The following is an 18,996-nucleotide window of genomic DNA, read 5'->3' as shown; positions in this document are numbered from 1 at the left end:
GGAGATTTAACTCCTAGCAAAACTCCTAATCCATCTAATTCCATACCCCAAAATTAGCTAAGTTTTTAATAATCCACTAATTTAAGCGAAGAACCGAAATTAAGCTAAATAATGGGATTCAATTGGAGTTTGAAATTAATGGTAATTTTATTAGAATAGATAACGATTAATGTACTATCACCTATAGCAAATGAATAGCGTGTAGGTTCGGTAATTGAGAAACTTAGAAAAGGGAATTCTTTTTCGAAAGATTTAATTGAAGACTAAAATGAGATACGTATTCGTGGATGAGTCATTGGAAGATTACCTAAAATATGTTGTACATAACAAAACAATCGGTAAAAAAGTGGTTTCCTCAATTAAAAACAATCTGCACAAGTGGAATTTAGTCAATAATTACAAGCCAAATAGAGACGAGAGTTATTGAGCTTACGTTTATAACATTCTCTTTTAATTAAAAACTCATTTTAATCAATGAGTTTTTTTTATTTTAGTTTACAATATTATATTTGCTATACTTGCAATTAAAATAAAAGCAAAAAGTAAATGCTAAACTGATAAAACCTAAATTCTACTATTTAAGCAAAGCTATTTGTCCTATACTTTTGCAATTTAATAAATAGAAATTCTATAAAATTAAAATAATAGATTTTAATTTTATTTAGTGAAAAAGCAGATAGTAAAATTATATAATATAAAAATAACACATTCGTAATCCATTAATTATAAATGTGTTGATAAATAAAGTAATTAATAACATGATTAAAAAAAAGCAGCCATTTTATAAGTCTGCAAATTTACTTCGCGTTTTAAGAAAGCTCCATCGACAAATCGCCATTTTTTTATTTTTATTTTTTTTAATTATTTCAATTACAGGCTTACTTCTAGGATGGAAAAAGAATTCATTTGGAATTATTCTTCCCCCAACGTCAAAAGGTATTTCGACTGATTTGAGAAATTGGCTTCCTTTTGATACACTTCAAACAATAGCAGTGAGCGCGCTGCACGACTCTGTTTCCAAGACTTTATCAACTGAAATAGAGCGAATCGATGCCAGACCTTCAAAAGGCATTGTGAAGTTTTTATTTATAGATGATTATTGGGAAGTTCAATTAGATGGTACAACGGGAAAAGTGCTACAGATAAATAGAAGAAATTCAGATATCTTAGAAAATATTCACGACGGAACTATTTTAGATGTATTGTTCAACACTAAAAATGATCAATATAAATTGTCATACACAACAATAATGGGATTTGCGTTACTCGCTTTAACAGGAACAGGTTTCTGGCTTTGGTATGGTCCTAAAAGACTACGAAAACAAAAGCAAAATCGTAGCAATTAATAAATAGAGTAACTATAATTTGTAAGTTCTTGGACTTTTGTCTTTAAATAAATATTAAATCCGCTATAGTAAAACTACAGTTGTATGAGCGGAAAATTCAATTGTTAAAATAAGTGAAGTTAAAATACAAATTTAAATAGTAGGATTTGAAAAGTTGCTCTAGCTTAATATTTTAGTACTGAATTTCGTTTTGTAAATATTAATTGTAGAAATATCGATGGAACTATAACCTTGTTAGACTTAAAAAAATAGAATTAATAATGTTAGTATGAATACTGATAGACTTATAAAAAATTAGTTTAAAGCGTTTTATTGCTAATATTTTTAAAAATAAGTTTTGTTGGGAAATTTGATGATAACCACGCAAAATTGTAATATTGTACTTGTATTTCTACAAATAATTTTTATTTTGGTAGGAACAACTATTTAAGATTTCAGAAAAGATATTAAATCTTATTTTGATAAAGTATCAAAAAACTTTGAAACTTTAATAATCAATCGTGGTAAATATTCAGGTATTGTTGTTATGTCTCTTCAAGAATACAACTCATTGATGGCAACAAATTATGAATTATCAACTAGAGCAAATGAATAACGTTTAGATTCAGCAATTGAAAAACTTAGAAAAGGGAATTCTTTTTAGAAAGAATTAATTGAAGACTAAAATGAAATATGTATTTGTTGCTGAATCATGGGAAGATTACTTGTACTGGCAGAAAATTGATAAGAAAAAAGTAAAAAAATCAATGATTTCCTAAAAGATATTTCACGAACACCTTTTGAAGGAATTGGAAAGCCTGAGCCATTAAAACACAATTACGCTGGATATTGGTCTCCAAGAATTGACGATGAGCATGATTAATTTACAAAATCCTTGATAAAGAAATTCATATTGTAAAATTTAGGCATCATTACGATTGATTTAATTATAACCCATCACCCATTTATCAAAAGAATAAACTTCAATATCTCATCAGTTGTCAAAATATAATCAGGCGTCATATTTTGTATCGCGTTACTGGGCATAAAAGGCATATCGGCGGAAGTTGGATTATGAACAACAGTGGTTCCACCTGCTTTTTGGATCGCTTGTAGCCCAGCAGTTCCATCAGTATTTGAGCCCGAAAGCAAAATGCCGATGACATTACTGCGATAAATTTCTGCAGCAGCTTCAAAAGAAACATCTATACTCGGCCTGCTATAATTTACTTTTTCAGAACTGTCTAGTGCTATTGTACCGTTTTTCTCAAATAGCAAATGATAATTGGATGGAACAACATATAAAAATCCAGCTTCAATAGACATTTTATCTTCTATTATTTTTAATGATGTTTTGGACTTTACTTTTAACAATTCTTCTAAAGTAACATTATCAGAATTTTTTCTATGCAAGACAATAACAATTGCAAAAGAGTGAATTGCGGGTAAATGGGGTAATATTTCCATAAGTGCACTCAGGCTTCCTGCAGAACCTCCAATGATAAGCACTTTGCAATATGCAGTTACCTTGTTTTTCTCCATAATTTTTCTTTATGAACTTGTGTGTAATACTCTTGAGCAATAGAATATTTGATGGTTTCTTTTGTTCCCAATGCTAAAAAACCGAGAGTAGAAAGACTTTGATCAAATAAATTAATCGCTCTAGTTTGTAAATCATTATCAAAATAGATCAATACATTTCGACAAAATATCATATCAAACTCATTAAATGATGTATCAGAAACGAGATTGTGTTGAGAGAATACCATTCGCTTACTTAGTTCATCACTAAATTTTGCATTACCATAATTTGCAATATAATAATTAGAAAAATCTTCTTGCCCACCAGAAATTCGATAGTTTCCAGAATATTCTTTCATCATTCTTAATGGAAAAATTCCTTTTTTTGCAGTTTCTAAAACCTTGGAATTGATGTCTGTTGCATACAGTATGGACTTATTTAATAATCCTGCTTCTTTTAATAAAATGGCCATCGAATACACTTCTTCACCGCTAGAACAGCCTGCATGCCAAATTCGGATAAAAGGTTTGGTTGCTAATAATGGTAAAACGTGTGTTCGAACAACCTTATAAAAAGAGGGATCTCTAAACATCTCGGTGACATTGACAGTAATTTCGTCAATTGCTCTTTTATAATAATCATTATCGTATTTAATTTTTGACAGAAAATCATAAAAATTAGAAAAACCGTCTAAATTCATTATTCTATTAACCCTACGTTTCAACGAAGCTTTAGAATAGCCTCCTAAATCAAATCCATAATATTCATAAACATCATTAATAAACGTATCTAATTCAATATCTTCTATCATAGTACACTTAAATTTTCAACAAAGCTAGCAGCAATTTATCTACATTAATAGGTTTAGAAATATAGTCATCAGCACCAGCTAAAATGCATTTTTCCTTATCCCCTGTCATTGCTTGAGCTGTCACCGCAATAATTGCCATAATTTCTCGAGAAGGAATATTTTTTATGATTGGAATAGCATCATAGCCATCCATATCTGGCATCATCATATCTATTAAAACAGCATCAACAATTTCATCAGTCTTTAGTAATTTTATAGCTTCTTCAGCACTCAAGCAAGAGAGACAATCAAAAGATTTTGCACGTAGTGTGTGTACAAGTGCAAAAATATTTCTAGGATCATCATCAACAATTAAGAGTCTTTTATTATTCATAATTAGACATTAATTATACATTAAACTTTATCATACAACCAAACTCTTAATAAAGACAGCAGCTGATCAATATCCACTGGTTTAGTAATATAATCAGAGGCGCCTGCTTTAATACACTTTTCTCTATCGCCTGTCATTGCTTTAGCCGTAACTGCAATTACAGGTAATGCTATGAACTTTCGATTATCTCTAATTTTTTCAGCTGTTTCATATCCATTCATATTTGGCATCATCATATCTAATAATACAATATCAGTTTCAGGATGCTCATCTAACATTTTTATGGCTTCATTGCCATCAAATGCGGTGATTACATTCATTTTAAATGCTTCTAAAGCTTTTGTCAGCGAATAAATATTTCTAACATCGTCATCAACAATAAGTACTTTTTTATTTAGTAAAATATTATTTAGTTGATTTAACTTTTTATAATTTTCTCTCTTATCGTCGATTCCTTTTCTTTCTTCCATTAAATGCAGAAAAAGAGAGACCTCATCTAACATTCTTTGATAAGAATGGGCTGTTTTGACAATAATTGAGTCTGCATATTTTTTAATTTTTACTTCTTCTTTGAGTGATAAACTTTTTCCTGTAAATACAATTACAGGAAGATTTTCCAATCCAGGACTTTTCTTTACGCCTTCCAGAATTTCATAAGATTGTTTGTCTGGAATTCCCATATCAAGAATGACGCAGTCAATATCCTTTTTATTTAAGGCTTTTAAACCATCTGAAACGTCGCTTTTGATTTCTGAATTGATATTATGGCTCTCTAAAAAGAAAGAAAGTGCCTTCGCATGTTTAGGATTGTCTTCTATAATTAGCACTTTTTGAAATTCTTTGTTGATAATATGCTCAATGCGAACAAAAACATCAGGGATTTTCTCAAAGGCAACTGGTTTATCAAGGAAATCAACTGCTCCTTTTAACAAACTTTCTTGTTTAAACTTATGCGATGACATAATATGCACTGGTATGTGCTTAGTTTGCGGATGATTTTTTATTTCTTCTAAAACTTCCCATCCGCTTTTAACGGGTAATTCAATATCTAATAAAATCCCAACAGGCTTATATAATATTGCAAATTTTAAAGCATAATCTCCCCGGACAGCTACAATAGTTTTATAGCCATTTTGACGGCTGAAAGCTAAAAGTGATTTTGCAAAATTCATATCATCTTCGACAATCAAAATCACTTTGTCCCCTAGCAAAATACTGTCTCTATCATCCTCAATTTCATCGGGAATTATTGTAGAAATATACTTTTTATTCGACTCGTTTTCAGTTGGGAAATCTGTATTTGCAGTTTCTTTGATTGGTAAATCAGTAATAGATTCATCATTGCTTTTAGATAAAACTTTTGGGAGACATAGCATAAAAGTACTTCCTCGACCTTCTACACTTGTTAATCGTATTTCACCCTGCAATAATTTTGCTAACTCTCTACTTATCGAAAGTCCTAATCCTGTACCACCATATTTTCGTTTAGTAGAACCATCTGCTTGTTGAAAAGCTTCAAAAACAAGTGGCTGTTTCTCAAATGGTATTCCAATTCCTGTATCTTTTACAATAAAGCAAATAATTTTATTATCAATATCACTTGTTTTTATTTCTAAAGTAACTGTACCTTGGTTCGTGAATTTAAGAGCATTGGACAGCAAATTTTTTAAAATCTGCTCTAGTCTCATTTTATCCGTTTTAATAACAATGGGCGCTTTGTCATCAATAATTTCGAATCTAATATTTTTCTCTTTTGCAATGTGATTAAACAAACCAGATAGACCCTCTGTTATTTCTTTAGTAGTAATATCTAAATATTCTAGTTCCATCTTACCTGCTTCAATTTTAGATAAATCCAAAATTTCATCAATAAGAGCTAATAAACTATTGCCTGAACTTTGAATTACCTGAGCAAATTCAATTTCTTCTTTGTTCATGTTTTTATTAGTATTCTCTGATAACAATCTACTTAAAAGCAAAATCGAATTTAATGGCGTTCGTAACTCATGTGACATATTCGCCAGAAATTCTGATTTATATCTAGTTGATAATTCTAAAGCCTCCGATTTTTTTAAAATTTCAGTATTTTTTTCTTCTAACAATATACTGCGTTCGGATAACTCTTCATTTGTTTGCTCTAATTCCTCTTGTTGTACTCGTAATTCCTCTTCTGAAGCTTGTAATTTTTCAGTTTGTATTTCTAGCTCTGCATTTATTGACTCCAGCTCACTATGCTGAATTCTTAATTCCTCTGACTGTGTTTCTGTTTCTTCTAATAATTCAAATACTCTTTCTCGATTATTAGTAGATTTAATTGCAATACCAATATTATTACTGACAAGCCTTAAAAATTCTAAATGAAGTTCTGAAAAACCATGAATACTAACTAATTCAATAGCTCCTTGTGCGGAATTATCTAGTAATGGAACAGCCACAATATGAGTTGGTTTTACTTCTCCTAACGCATAATTAACCTGAATATATTCAGAAGGTACGGCTTTGAGTTCTAAAATTTTTCCAGAAACAACAGCTTGACCTAATAGTCCATCCCCTTTCTCAATGCGTTCTCTATTTTTAGTTGGAATATAACTATAACCCGCTTTTATACACAGCATATCACCATCCAAAACATAAAATGCCGCAGCACTACTATTCGTATATATACTTAAATACTCAATAATATCTTTTGATAGATGCTGCATTGATTTATCACCTAACATAACATTATTTAAACCTGCAATACCTGATTGCAACCAATCCTTTTCAGATAATAATATAAATGAGCTCTTGAGTGCTGAGCTCATATTGTTTAAAGAATCTCCCACACTACCCAAGGCATCTGCTATACTATCATCTACTTTACTATCATAATTGCCTTTTGCAATATTTCCTGCAATACTACTTATTACTTCAATTCTAGTAGCTGTTTCCAAGTCTTTGCGCTGTAATTCACTTTGTAATTTGGCACGAACCATAAAATCTCTTAAAATTCTATTTAAAAAAATTACAGAAATTAAAAATGAAATAATAAAAGCAATAACAATCAGTATCAAGCTGTATGTTCCAAAGTTTTCTGAAGTTTGATTTCGCTTTTTTAATAGTACCTGCTCATGATCTTCTATAAGTTTGAAATAAGTTCGAAGCTCATCCATCAACATTTTCCCTTCATTTAAATCAAAGCTAACCGTTTGTTGACCAAGTCTTTTTTTAGCTATTTGCTTATTTAAATATTTAAAAAAATTAATTCGGATAATTTTTAATTCTTGAAGTATCCTTTGTTGCGAAGGAGTATCTGTGGTTAACTCTTCTAACTTATTAAAATAATCATTTGACTCTATTTCGGCCGCTTTATATGAAGATAAAAATTGCTCATTTCCAGTAATTAGATAACCGCGTACATTAGTTTGTCCATCAGTAAGAGTAGCAGCTCCTTGATTTAAATTATAGATAACTTCTTGTGTGTGATTCACCCAAAACACACTATCTAATAATTTTTTTATACTGATATAGGAAGCACTTGAGCTTAAAACTAATATTAATATGGAAATTGTAGAACTTACTAATAAGTTTCTTCTAAAATTACTTTTCATAGAATGGGTTCTAATTATTTTGAGGATTGTGTTGTAATGGCAATATCAATATGAAACTAGCTCCTTTGCCTAATTCACTTTTAGCGGTTATCAAGCCATTATGCTTTTCCATAATTTTTTTTGAAATTGCTAAGCCAATTCCAGTGCCTTCATAAATTTTACGATCATTTAAACTTTGGAAAATAACAAAAATACGATCTAGATAAATTTCGTCAAAACCAATTCCATTATCAGAAATAATGATTCTACAGAAGTTTCCATTACTCGAAGCCTCGCTATCAAATTCCTTAGTGGCCACCAATTCTGAGCTAATTTCAATTTGCGGTATCGGGACATTTCCACAAAACTTAAGAGCATTTCCTATCAAATTTTGAAAAACCTGTCGCAATTGACTTGGAATACTATCTATAATTGGTAACTCTGAGATCTTTATAATAGCATTTTTACTTTCTATTTGATAATCAAAATCGGAAAGAACATCTTGCAATACAATATTTAAATCTGTTTTTTCTAATAAAACTTCAGACGACAATCGAGAATAAGCCAGCAAATCCTTAATTAATGTCTGCATTCGCTCTGCTGATTTGGTAATTCGATTCACATAATCAAAAGCTTTTGGATTATCCTTTAAATATAAATCTTTGATGATCCCAGTAAAAATTTGGATCTTTCTTATCGGTTCATTTAAGTCATGAGAAACTACCCAAGAAAACTGCTGTAATTCGTGATTTTTAAATTCTAGTTCTTCATTTTTAGTCACTAATTCTTTCGTTCTTTCAGCAATCTTGATTTCTAAATTATCTTGTGCTTCCTTTCGAATTTTTATTTCATTAGATAACAAATCTTTTGTAAATTTTAATTCGTTTTGCTGATCATAAATTTTGATAAAAGTTTTTACTTTTAAAATCAGTAAATCCGTGTCTACAGGTTTTGTAATATAGTCAACTGCACCAGTCTGATAACCTTTAAAAATATATTTCTTCTCAATATTAATAGCTGATAAAAAAATGACTGGAATATCTTTAGCTTTATTATTACCAGATAAAATATTAACCACCTCAAAACCGTCCATTTTTGGCATCTGAACGTCCATTATAATTAAACTATAATTAATTTTGAGAATTTTTTTAAGCGCTTCCTCACCAGATTCTGCAGTATCTACTGAGATATCATGCAATTCTAATGTCTTTTTTAAAGCAATTATATTTGCCTTAATATCATCTACTATTAACACCATTTATTGAAGAGGTAAATTAGAAGAATAAAAATTGTTCAAATTTAAATCCATCCATTTCATTATTAATTAAAAAAAATTAGGCTCACAAAATCACAAATATTTCAAATATATTAAAAATTACTTAGACCTATTTTTATTCCATTGCTTGATATTTACATAATTCCCATGTATGGACAACATTGTTATGTAATAATTAATGTGTTCAATAGTTAAAATTTTAAAGTGATTTCCAAATATAGCAAAAAGTCTATCTAAGGAAATTTTAATAATAAATCATTAACCTGTTTGTAATCAGATAACTACCCATATCGCAATTAGGAAAATAATTATTTTGATCTTTTGTCTCTTTAATATATTAGAGGTTAGCGTTGAATTAAATTTATTTTTATACTACAACTTAATAATATTTAGCAATATTTGATTAGTCTATTCACGGTCAGATAACGGCTAGTACATAGCTAATAGTTTTTAAAATTACTGAGAAAAGTAGTATTTGGATAATTATAGTCTGAAATTAGCCTATTCGTCTTTTAATTTTAAAATTATGAAAATTATTTTTTAGTGGTGGTAATTCTTTAAATCAACATAACAAGTAACTTAAATCAATTGGTCAATATTTTTTTTTAAATCAATTATCAATTTAAAAAATTCTTTTAGATGTGATAAATAAATAATAGGGCAGTGACATATTACTAATAAAACAGGTACTTTTCATTATTTAAAAAGCGTTTATAAAAATAACTAATCAAAATTATAATGCTTAATCAGATGGATTTTTTTAAAGTGAACTAAATTTATTTTTATATTCAGTTAAGTTATAAACGAACGTATATTAAATCGTATACTGTTTGAAATGCTACTATTTTATTTAATTTTAAAAAAGTAAACGTTATTCTTAATTTTTAATTAATTTGCAACAAAATTTAATATTTATATTATGATTGCAGTTACTAGACTTTTTGATTTTCCATATTATCAGCAGGAGAAATACTCCAACATTCCTGATTCACTGGTAACTAAGCAAAACGGTATTTGGGAAAAAACTTCTACTGAGGAATATTTAGCTAAAGCCAATACTATTTCGCGTGCATTAATACGTTTAGGAATCAATAAAAATGATAAAATTGCTATAATTTCTACTAATAATAGGACGGAATGGCATATTATGGACATTGGAATATTGCAAACCGCTGCTCAAACCGTGCCTATCTATCCTACAATTTCTGAAGATGATTACGAGTATATTCTAAATCATTCTGAATCTATGTATTGTTTTGTTTCTGATACGGAAGTGCTTCGTAAAATAAATTTAATAAAACACAAAGTTACTCACCTTAAAGAAGTTTATTCATTCAACGAAATTGAAGGTTGTAAAAACTGGAAGGAATTGCTGACTCTTGGTGAAGATTCAAGTAATCAAAAGGAAGTTGAAGACCGAAAAAACAATGTAAGTACTTATGATTTAGCCACTATCATTTATACTTCTGGCACAACAGGAAAACCAAAGGGAGTTATGCTTTCGCACAACAATATTGTTTCAAATGTCATTAATAGCGCTCCAAGAATTCCGTTTGCAGCAGGTGCAAGTCGGGCTTTAAGCTTCCTACCTATATGTCACATATTTGAAAGAATGATTTTGTATTTATACCAATATTATGGTGTATCTGTTTATTTTGGTGAGGCAATAGATAAAATTAGTGATAATTTAAAAGAAGTCAAACCTACGGTTATGACAGCAGTTCCAAGATTATTAGAAAAAGTTTATGATAAAATTTATGCAAAAGGTACAGAACTAACTGGTCTTAAGAAAAATCTGTTTTTTTGGGCAATTGATTTAGGATTAAAATATAGACCTTATGGAGCTAACGGTTCTTGGTACGAATTACAACTCAAAATTGCTCGTAAATTAATTTTTAGTAAATGGAAAGAAGGTTTGGGTGGTAATCTTGATTTGATGGTATCAGGGAGCGCTGCTTTGCAACCACGATTAGCTAGAATATTTGCTGCAGCCGAAATCCCTGTAATGGAAGGATATGGTCTAACTGAAACTTCACCTGTAATATCAGTAAATGATATGAGAAATAAAGGGTTTAGAGTAGGAACTGTGGGTAAAGTAATTGATAGTGTAGAAGTAAAAATTGCTAGTGATGGTGAAATTCTTTGCAAAGGACCGAATGTAATGATGGGTTATTATAAAGATGAAAAATTAACTAATGAAGCTATCGTTGATGGTTTTTTCCATACAGGTGACATAGGCGAATTTGACAATGACGGTTTTTTAAAAATCACTGATCGTAAAAAAGAAATGTTTAAAACCTCAGGAGGAAAATATATTGCGCCACAAATTATTGAAAATACAATGAAACAATCTCGTTTTATTGATCAAATAATGGTTATTGGTGATGGACAGAAAATGCCTGCTGCATTTGTACAAATCAATTTTGACTTCATTAAAGAATGGGCTCAAATACATAAACTGGATATTGGAAAAAGTAATGAAGACATTATTACCAATGAAAAAGTAAATGAAAGAATTCAAGAAGAAATTAATTTGTACAACGAAAAATTTGGTCATTGGGAACAAATTAAGCGCTTTGAATTAACTGCTCAGATTTGGTCAATTGAAGGCGGAGAGATGACACCAACTCTTAAATTAAGGAGAAAACCTATTATGGATAAGTATAAAAATTTATTTGATAAAATTTATAGTTAACTTTTTACATTTGAATCAAAAATTTATAAATAATTTTTCGAAAGCTTAACTGCTTCTACTTTTTAACAAGACTCCTCAAATTTAGAGGAGTTTTTTTATACTTATTATTTATTAAAAAAAATAATTCAATTTATTATGCGTGCATAGTATTTTTTATTATATTTGAAATCGTTATAGTTCCTTATGAAAGATAAAACAATAGATTATATTTTACGTGCAACTTGGCAAGCGGTTTCCCGAATGTATAACGAGGAAGCATCAAAGTATGGTGCTACAATGGCAACTGGATTTGCACTTTTAAGTATTGATAAAGAGAAAGGTACTCCTTCAACTTCATTAGGTCCAAAAATGGGAATGGAGGCAACAAGTTTGACTCGAACTTTAAAATCTATGGAAGAAAAGGGTTTAATTATTCGTAAAAAAAATCCTGTAGATGGGCGAGGTGTTTTAATTTATCTTACTGAATTTGGAAAAGAAAAAAGAGAATTATCAAAAAATACTGTACTGCGATTTAACGAAAGTATAAAGCAAAATATCTCTGAGGAAAAATTGCAACATTTTATTGAAGTAGCTGAGATTATCAACGAATTAATAGTAGATAAAAACATCTTTAGTCCAGCTCATAATGATAAGATTTTGGATCAAAGAAAACCTGGAAATGAAATCAATAGCTATTAAATGATATTTAATTAGCGAATTCAAATAAAAATAAATAGGAATTAGATATGAAACGAACTATTAAGAAAGTTGCAGTAATTGGATCCGGAATTATGGGTTCAGGAATTGCTTGTCATTTTGCAAATATTGGTGTAGAGGTGCTGCTTCTAGATATAGTTCCAAGAGAACTGATCGAGATTGAAGTTAAAAAAGGGCTAACTTTAGAAAGTAAAATTGTAAGAAATCGTTTAGTGAATGAACACTTATCCAATTCTCTAAAATCAAAGCCCTCTCCTATTTACAGTCAACAGTTTGCTTCTAGAATTACTACTGGAAATACAACTGACGATATGGTAAAAATCGCTGATGTAGATTGGATTATTGAAGTTGTTGTAGAGCGTTTAGACATCAAAAAAACGGTGTTTGAGCAAATCGAAAAATATAGAAAGCAAGGAACTTTAGTAACTTCTAATACTTCGGGAATTCCTATTCACTTTATGAGCGAAGGACGAAGTGAAGATTTTCAAAAACATTTTTGTGGAACGCACTTTTTTAATCCGGCACGTTATTTAAAATTATTTGAAATTATACCTGGTCCACAGACTTCAACTGAAGTATTGGACTTCCTTACTATATATGGAGAGAAATTCTTAGGAAAAACTTCGGTAGTGGCTAAAGACACTCCAGCCTTTATTGGCAATAGAATTGGAATTTACGGAATTCAAAGCTTGTTTCATTTAGTGCAACAAATGGGATTAACCATTGAAGAGGTTGATAAATTAACGGGTCCAGTTATTGGTCGTCCAAAATCAGCTACGTTCCGCACCGTTGACGTAGTTGGTTTAGATACATTGGTACATGTTGCTAATGGTATTTATGAAAACTGTCCAAATGATGAACAACACGAATTGTTCAAACTTCCTGCTTTTGTAAATAAAATGATGGAGAATAAATGGTTAGGAAGTAAAACGGGACAAGGTTTTTACAAAAAAGAAGGAAAAGAAATCTTGACTTTAGATTTGAATACTCTAGAATATCGCTCCGCTAAAAAAGCTTCGTTTGCAACTTTAGAGTTAACAAAAACTATTGATAAGCCAATCAATCGTTTTAAAGTTTTAGTAAAAGGAAAAGACAAAGCAGGAGAATTCTACAGAAAAAGTTTTTCTGGAATGTTTGCTTATGTTTCAAACAGAATTCCTGAAATCTCTGATGAATTATACAAAATCGACGATGCGATGAAAGCTGGTTTCGGTTGGGAAAACGGACCATTTGAAATTTGGGACGCGATTGGTGTTGAAAAAGGAATTGAGATCATGAAGTTGGAAGGTCTAGAACCTGCTGCTTGGGTAACTGAGATGTTAGCCTCTGGAACCAAAAGTTTTTATACTATTAAAGAAGGGGCAACTTATTTCTATAATATTCCAACAAAAGCGCAGACGAAAGTGCCAGGACAAGATTCATTTATTATCCTAAACAACATTCGCGAAAGCAAAAAAGTGTGGAGTAATAGCGGTGCAATCATACAAGACTTAGGAGATGGAATTTTGAATTTAGAATTTCAATCTAAAATGAATACAATAGGTGGCGATGTTTTAGCAGCTATCAATAAAGCGATTGATTTATCTGAAAAAGAATATCAAGGATTAGTTATTGGAAATCAAGCAGCGAATTTCTCTGTGGGTGCTAATATTGGAATGATATTCATGATGGCAGTAGAGCAAGAATACGATGAATTGAACATGGCCATCAAAATGTTCCAAGACACAATGATGCGCGTACGGTATTCCGGAATTCCAGTGGTTGTTGCGCCACACGGGATGACTTTTGGTGGAGGATGCGAAATGAGTTTGCATGCTGACAAAGTGGTTGCTGCGGCTGAAACCTACATGGGATTAGTAGAGTTTGGTGTTGGAGTAATTCCTGGTGGTGGTGGATCTAAAGAATTAGCTTTAAGAGCTTCTGATTTATTCCATAAAAATGATGTTGAGCTAAATGTATTACAAGAATATTTTTTAACCATAGCTATGGCTAAAGTTTCAACTTCTGGGTACGAAGCTTTTGACACTGGACTTTTACAACATGGAAAAGATATTATTGTTGTAAACAAAGACCGCCAGATTGCTGAAGCTAAAAAACACGCTTTGATTATGGCAGAAGCAGGATACACTCAACCCATTAGAAGAAGTGATGTGAAAGTTCTTGGAAAACAGGCTTTAGGAATGTTCCTAGTAGGAACAGACCAAATGGAAGCTGGAAATTACATTTCTGAACACGATAAAAAAATAGCTAACAAACTTGCTTATGTTATGGCTGGTGGAGATTTATCTGAACCAACATTAGTAACGGAGCAATATTTATTAGATCTAGAAAGAGAAGCATTTTTGAGTTTGTGTACTGAAAGAAAAACTTTGGAAAGAATTCAGTTTATGTTGACAAAAGGAAAACCGTTGAGAAATTAAGAACCAAGAAAAAAGAAGCAAGAAGCAAGATTTTTATCCATAAAATCTTTTCTCTTTCTTCTTTCATCTATTATCTAAAAAAAAATGAAAACAGCCTATATAGTAAAAGCATACAGAACCGCCGTTGGTAAAGCACCAAAAGGAGTTTTTAGATTTAAAAGACCTGATGAATTGGCGGCAGAAACTATTCAGTATATGATGAATGAGTTACCGGACTTTGATAAAACCAGAATTGATGACGTTATGGTAGGAAACGCCATGCCAGAAGCAGAACAAGGACTAAACGTAGCAAGATTAATTTCCTTAATGGGATTAAAAGTTGAGGATGTTCCTGGTGTAACTGTTAATAGATATTGTGCCTCTGGATTAGAAACTATTGGGATGGCTACAGCCAAAATCCAATCGGGAATGGCACATTGCATCATTGCTGGTGGTGCTGAAAGCATGAGTTTTATTCCAATGGGCGGTTACAAACCAACTCCTGATTATGCTGTTGCAAAAGCAGGAAACGAAGATTATTACTGGGGAATGGGACTAACAGCAGAAGCAGTTGCAAAACAGTTCAACGTATCTAGAGAAGATCAAGATGAGTTTGCGTTTCACTCGCACATGAAAGCATTGAAAGCACAAGCGGAAGGAAAATTTGATAAACAAATTATACCAATTACGATTGAGCAAACTTTTATAAATGAAAATGGTAAGAAGGAAACTAAATCTTATGTGGTCAGTAAAGATGAAGGTCCAAGAGCGGGAACTTCTAAAGAAGCATTAGCAAATTTAAAACCTGTTTTTGCAGCTGATGGAAGCGTAACCGCTGGTAACTCTTCACAAATGAGCGATGGAGCAGCTTTCGTTTTAGTGATGAGTGAAGAAATGGTAAAAGAATTAAATTTAGAACCAATTGCGCGATTAGTAAACTTTGCTTCAGCTGGAGTAGAACCAAGAATTATGGGAATGGGACCTGTAAAAGCAATTCCTAAGGTTTTAAAACAAGCTGGAATGAATTTAAAAGACATCGATTTAATAGAACTTAATGAAGCATTTGCTTCTCAAGCTATAGCAGTGTCTCGTGAACTAGAACTAAATCCCGAAATTGTAAATGTAAATGGTGGTGCCATTGCTTTAGGACATCCTTTAGGTTGTACAGGCGCAAAATTATCTGTACAATTATTTGACGAAATGAAACGTAGAGGAAGTAAATACGGAATTGTATCCATGTGTGTGGGAACAGGACAAGGTAGCGCAGGGATATATGAGTTGATGTAAATTAGAGCAAAGAGCAAAGAGCAAAGAGCAAAGAGCAAAGAGCAAAGAGCAAAGAGCAAAGAGCAAAGAGCAAAGAGCAAAAAGCAAAGAGCAAAAAGCAAAGAGCAAAGAGCAAAGAGCAAAGAGCAAAGAGTAAAGAGTAAAGAGTAAAGAGTAAAGAGTAAAGAGTAAAGAGTAAAGAGTAAAGAGTAAAGAGCAAAGAATAAAGAGCAAAGAGCAAAGAGTAGACAATCAAGAATCAAGGAAGTAGAGATAAAAAAATGAAACATAATTTTAAGAATTTGAAAATTTGGATTATAGCAATGGATATAGCCAATGATATTTATGGGTTAACTTCTACTTTTCCAAAATCAGAAATCTATAGCTTAAGTAGCCAAATGAATCGATGTTCTGTTTCTATGCCTTCGAATATTGCCGAAGGATCAAATAGAGAAAACAAGCATTTTCAACATTATTTAAATATTAGTTTAGGATCTTCGTTCGAGTTACAAACACAAGTATTGATAGCCAATCAGAACAATTACCTATCAACAGAACAAACAGAAAAAATAGAGAATAAAATAATTGAATTTCAAAAGATGACATCAGGTTTCATTAACAAGTTAGATACTAATCTTTCTTCTTGATTCTTTCATCTTTATTCATCTTAAAAATCAAAATTATGAGCGACAAAACAAGAGGAGGACAATTCCTGGTAAAAGAAACAAAGTGTGAAGACGTTTTCACACCCGAGGATTTCAATGAAGAGCAATTAATGATGCGCGACTCTGTCAAAGAGTTTGTAGATAAAGAATTATGGCCATTTAAAGATCGTTTCGAGAAAAAAGATTACGCTTACACGGAGGAAACGATGAAAAAAGCGGGCGACTTAGGTTTTTTAAGTGTTGCTGTTCCAGAAGCTTATGGTGGAATGGGAATGGGATTTGTAAATACCGTTTTAGTTTGTGATTATATTTCGGGAGCGACAGGATCTTTTTCTACTGCTTTTGGAGCGCATACTGGAATTGGCACAATGCCCATCACTTTATATGGAACAGAAGAGCAAAAACAAAAATATGTACCTAAATTAGCTACAGGCGAATGGTTTGGTGCGTATTGTTTAACTGAGCCAGGTGCAGGATCCGATGCTAATTCAGGAAAAACAAAAGCCGTTTTATCTGACGATGGAAAAAGCTACTCGATCACTGGACAGAAAATGTGGATTTCAAACGCAGGTTTCTGCTCCCTATTTATCGTTTTCGCACGTATAGGTGATGACAAAAATATTACTGGATTTATCGTTGAAAACACAGATGATAATGGTATTTCAATGGGTGAAGAGGAACATAAATTAGGTATTCGCGCCTCCTCTACGCGTCAAGTGTTTTTTAATGAGACAAAAATCCCTGTTGAAAACATGCTTTCTGAAAGAGGGAATGGTTTTAAAATTGCCATGAACTCCTTGAATGTGGGACGTATAAAACTTGCTGCCGCTTGTTTAGATGCACAAAGAAGAGTCATCTCTAGTTCAGTAAAATACGCGAACGAAAGAGTACAATTCAATACACCAATCGCACAATTTGGTGCTATTCGCGCCAAGTTAGCTGAAATGGCAACTAGTTGTTATGCTGGTGAAAGTGCGACTTATCGCGCAGCAAAAGATATTGAAGACCGTATTGCTATTCGTGAGCAAGAAGGCGCAACTCATCAAGATGCTGAATTAAAAGGAGTTGAAGAATATGCAATTGAATGTTCTATTTTGAAAGTAGCTGTTTCTGAAGATATTCAAAACTGCGCTGATGAAGGGATCCAAATCTTTGGTGGAATGGGATTCTCTGAGGACACGCCGATGGAAAGCGCATGGAGAGATGCTCGTATCGCACGTATTTATGAAGGTACAAATGAAATTAACAGAATGCTATCAGTTGGTATGTTAATTAAAAAAGCAATGAAAGGACATATCGATTTGCTGGGACCGGCTTCAAAAGTGCAAGAAGAATTAATGGGAATACCATCATTTGAAACTCCTGATTATTCTGAATTGTTTGCTGAGGAAAAGGAAATGGTTGGCAAATTGAAGCAAGCTTTCTTAATGGTTGCTGGTGGAGCAGTACAAAAATACGGTCCAGATTTAGATTCGCACCAACAGTTACTTATGGCTGCTGCTGATATCCTAATTGAAATCTATATGGCAGAAAGCACTATTCTAAGAACAGAAAAATTAGCTAAAAAAGAAGGTGAAGATAAAGTGCAGGAGCAAGTTGCAATGGCAAAACTTTATTTATACAAAGCTGTAGATATTGTGACTCAAAAAGGCAAGGAAAGTGTTATCTCATTTGCCGAAGGTGATGAACAGCGTATGATGTTAATGGGATTAAGACGATTTACAAAATATACTAATATGCCAAATATAGTTGCACTTAAAGAAACGATAACTACAAAAATAGTTGCTGAGAATGATTATTGTTTTTAATGATAAGAAGTATTAAGTGTTATATCTTAAAAACCGTCTAGTTATAAAAATAAGACGGTTTTTTTTATTTTGAATTAGTTAATAATCTTTTTTGTTTTCAATTTTAGAAATCGTACCAAAATATGAGATTGAGCTTCTATTATTTGAATATATGGTTAATGTCGCGCTTCCGTTTAACAAAATTGATAGATAAATCTTGAAAACATCCCGGTCACCACGCACATTCGCATTAAGTTCGTTTTTTTTATTCCCTTTTTTAATAATATAAGTAATTGGTTTTCCTTTAAAACTTAATCCTTGATCGCCACCATAAGCAATACCGCTATACCCTCTACCAAAAAATGGCATTTCACTTTTAATTAAGTTTGGTGAAAATTCTATAAAATTATAATTTGTAGTTAAATCAATTGCATTATATCCTTGCGGAAAAGCCTTTTGCGCTACAAATTTAAATTCTTGTGACTCAACTAGAAGGGCAATTTCTTTAGATTTTTCTAAATTTATTTTAGATTGTAATTTATTGCTTGTTGTACATTGAATAAAACCTGCTGTAATAAATAATAAAATAAGTTGCAATTTAAAAGTTCTCAT

At 31.6% G+C, this 18,996-nt stretch carries 14 protein-coding genes and 2 pseudogenes; 10 read left to right on the top strand and 6 right to left on the bottom strand.

Annotated features, from left to right (window positions below; all coding sequences use genetic code 11):
• Positions 1–268 precede the first annotated feature (268 nt).
• The 4 genes and pseudogenes from RCH18_RS08920 to RCH18_RS08905 all read left to right on the top strand — a co-directional run bounded on the left by RCH18_RS08920 (position 269) and on the right by RCH18_RS08905 (position 2,267).
• Entirely contained in the window at positions 269–427 is a 159-nt protein-coding gene (locus tag RCH18_RS08920) for a hypothetical protein (protein ID WP_326936404.1), read from the top strand.
• 331 nt (positions 428–758) lie between these two features.
• Complete coding sequence (locus RCH18_RS08915; protein WP_326936403.1) at positions 759–1,346, top strand: PepSY domain-containing protein; 588 nt, start codon at positions 759–761, stop codon at positions 1,344–1,346.
• Between the two features lie 430 nt (positions 1,347–1,776).
• Positions 1,777–1,989: pseudogene (locus tag RCH18_RS08910) on the top strand (type II toxin-antitoxin system Phd/YefM family antitoxin); the annotation flags it as partial.
• 22 nt (positions 1,990–2,011) lie between these two features.
• Positions 2,012–2,267: pseudogene (locus RCH18_RS08905) on the top strand (Txe/YoeB family addiction module toxin).
• 15 nt (positions 2,268–2,282) lie between these two features.
• Here RCH18_RS08905 and RCH18_RS08900 read toward each other — a convergent pair.
• Genes RCH18_RS08900 through RCH18_RS08880 form a run of 5 tightly spaced genes read right to left on the bottom strand, consistent with a single transcriptional unit; the run spans position 2,283 to position 8,858 of the window.
• Complete coding sequence (locus RCH18_RS08900) at positions 2,283–2,867, bottom strand: chemotaxis protein CheB (RefSeq protein WP_326936402.1); 585 nt, start codon at positions 2,865–2,867, stop codon at positions 2,283–2,285.
• Entirely contained in the window at positions 2,849–3,658 is an 810-nt protein-coding gene (locus RCH18_RS08895; RefSeq protein ID WP_326936401.1) for a CheR family methyltransferase, read from the bottom strand. Before RCH18_RS08895 ends, RCH18_RS08900 begins: the two co-directional genes overlap by 19 nt.
• Before the next feature lie 7 nt (positions 3,659–3,665).
• Positions 3,666–4,031, bottom strand: a complete 366-nt coding sequence (locus RCH18_RS08890; RefSeq protein ID WP_326936400.1) for a response regulator — start codon at positions 4,029–4,031, stop codon at positions 3,666–3,668.
• Positions 4,032–4,051: 20 nt separating this feature from the next.
• A complete protein-coding gene (locus RCH18_RS08885) occupies positions 4,052–7,621 on the bottom strand; it encodes a response regulator (protein ID WP_326936399.1) in 3,570 nt (1,189 codons plus the stop codon).
• A gap of 10 nt (positions 7,622–7,631) precedes the next feature.
• Complete coding sequence (locus RCH18_RS08880; RefSeq protein ID WP_326936398.1) at positions 7,632–8,858, bottom strand: hybrid sensor histidine kinase/response regulator; 1,227 nt, start codon at positions 8,856–8,858, stop codon at positions 7,632–7,634.
• 937 nt (positions 8,859–9,795) lie between these two features.
• Here RCH18_RS08880 and RCH18_RS08875 point away from each other — a divergent pair.
• From RCH18_RS08875 to RCH18_RS08850, 6 genes are all read left to right on the top strand, one after another.
• Positions 9,796–11,571 (top strand): AMP-dependent synthetase/ligase, encoded by a 1,776-nt coding sequence (locus tag RCH18_RS08875; protein WP_326936397.1) that lies wholly within the window; start codon positions 9,796–9,798, stop codon positions 11,569–11,571.
• Positions 11,572–11,754: 183 nt separating this feature from the next.
• Positions 11,755–12,249, top strand: a complete 495-nt coding sequence (locus RCH18_RS08870; protein ID WP_326936396.1) for a MarR family winged helix-turn-helix transcriptional regulator — start codon at positions 11,755–11,757, stop codon at positions 12,247–12,249.
• A gap of 47 nt (positions 12,250–12,296) precedes the next feature.
• Positions 12,297–14,687 carry a 3-hydroxyacyl-CoA dehydrogenase/enoyl-CoA hydratase family protein gene (locus RCH18_RS08865; protein WP_326936395.1) on the top strand — a complete coding sequence of 797 codons (2,391 nt, stop codon included), beginning with the start codon at positions 12,297–12,299 and terminating at the stop codon, positions 14,685–14,687.
• A gap of 84 nt (positions 14,688–14,771) precedes the next feature.
• Entirely contained in the window at positions 14,772–15,953 is a 1,182-nt protein-coding gene (locus RCH18_RS08860; protein WP_326936394.1) for an acetyl-CoA C-acyltransferase, read from the top strand.
• A 260-nt stretch (positions 15,954–16,213) separates the two neighbouring features.
• On the top strand, positions 16,214–16,579 hold the full coding sequence (locus RCH18_RS08855; RefSeq protein WP_326936393.1) for a four helix bundle protein: 366 nt from the start codon (positions 16,214–16,216) through the stop codon (positions 16,577–16,579).
• 35 nt (positions 16,580–16,614) lie between these two features.
• A complete protein-coding gene (locus tag RCH18_RS08850) occupies positions 16,615–18,405 on the top strand; it encodes an acyl-CoA dehydrogenase family protein (RefSeq protein WP_326936392.1) in 1,791 nt (596 codons plus the stop codon).
• A 78-nt stretch (positions 18,406–18,483) separates the two neighbouring features.
• Here RCH18_RS08850 and RCH18_RS08845 read toward each other — a convergent pair whose 3' ends face one another.
• Positions 18,484–18,996, bottom strand: coding sequence for a DUF4251 domain-containing protein (locus RCH18_RS08845; RefSeq protein ID WP_326936391.1), 513 nt, complete (start codon positions 18,994–18,996; stop codon positions 18,484–18,486).

The organism is Flavobacterium sp. PL11 (assembly GCF_035985025.1).
In the GTDB taxonomy this organism is placed as follows: Bacteria; Bacteroidota; Bacteroidia; order Flavobacteriales; family Flavobacteriaceae; genus Flavobacterium.
This window is presented reverse-complemented; position numbering and strand designations above follow the sequence as displayed.